This is a genomic window from Endozoicomonas sp. SESOKO3, assembly GCF_024606255.1.
Genome location: NZ_JAHHPR010000720.1, coordinates 1 through 1166, shown reverse-complemented (window position 1 = coordinate 1166; position 1166 = coordinate 1). Strand labels below are relative to the sequence as shown.

At 53.2% G+C, this 1166-nt stretch carries 1 protein-coding gene; it reads left to right on the top strand.

Features of this window, described 5'->3' with window-relative positions:
* Nucleotides 1–1073, top strand: a 1073-nt coding sequence (locus KDK18_RS12610; protein ID WP_257255280.1) for a hypothetical protein, incomplete at its 5' end; no start/stop codon positions are given.
* Between the last annotated feature and the right edge of the window lie 93 nt (nt 1074–1166).

The window sequence follows — 1166 nt, the reverse complement described above, 5'->3', positions numbered from 1 at the left end:
TGGACTTTATGGAGCCCGATACCCTGACCCGAAAGAACATCCGGTTTACCTCCGGCGCCTTTGACCGCTTCCAGGGCTTTCTCAAAGGCACGGGTCGTCCGGTGTTGTCATCAACGGTAAAGGGGAAAAAAGCACCCGTCGACGGTATGGACATTGCCAGCTCTTTCCTGGACCTTTACGACCTGATCGCCGGGATTGCCCCCGTTGGACATCATCATAAACAACCCCCGCCCCGGAATATGACGGACACCGAACGGCAGATTCATATCGGCCGTCAGACGCTTTATTATTCGGCGCTGGCATTACAAGGGCTTGACCTGGCCGATCTCGGGCGTCAGGTGATCATGATGGACACGCCAACCTCCAGGCAGCCATTTTCTTCCCGTCAAACCGCGCCAAAGCTGCCCTCAAAAATCGGATCGGGCCAGTTGCCCAAGGGGGTAAAAGTAGCCAAAGGGCTAGGTAAAGCAGGCAAAGCAGGTCTTGCCCTGTCTGCTGTGAGTTTCGGCGTTCAGGCAGGCAGTCTCACCCTGACCGTGATTGAATATGAGAACGAAGAGGACCCGGACGTCAAGAAACTCCTGGAATCCAGGGTGATCTTTGAGTCGGTGGATACCGCTGTCTCCGGCCTTTCAATGGTGCTCGGGCCAATCGGGTACTTTATTAGCGGTCTGATGCACTTCGTCAGGGGCGTTTTTGAGCAATATTACAAAAAGAAGGTAGAAAAGCTGGTCTATAAAAAGTTACAGGACGCCTCGGGTGAAGCGGCCCGCTTCTTTGACCCGATTCACGACCAACTGGATCCCGGAAAATTCCTGACCAACAACAACCAGACCCTCAATGCTTTGATGAGTGAGGACGGCAACCTCCTGACCCTGAACATCAAGTCCATCGACCTGGTGAACAAAACCCTGACCTTCGGAGGCGGCTATTCATTCCAGCCCTTCCTGATCGCCGGAAAAAAAGCGACTGGGACTATTGCAAGGATAAGAAATATGTACCTAACGGTCCCATCGAGAAATGCGCCAGCGATATCAACCAGATCCACTACTACCAGAAGCCTTTTAACCTGATCAAAAATGCCCTGAGGACACTGTGCCGGACGGAGTCGCGCTTAACCAGGTACCAATGCTCAGATGGGAAGTTTCACCTCCCGGAGCAGATGA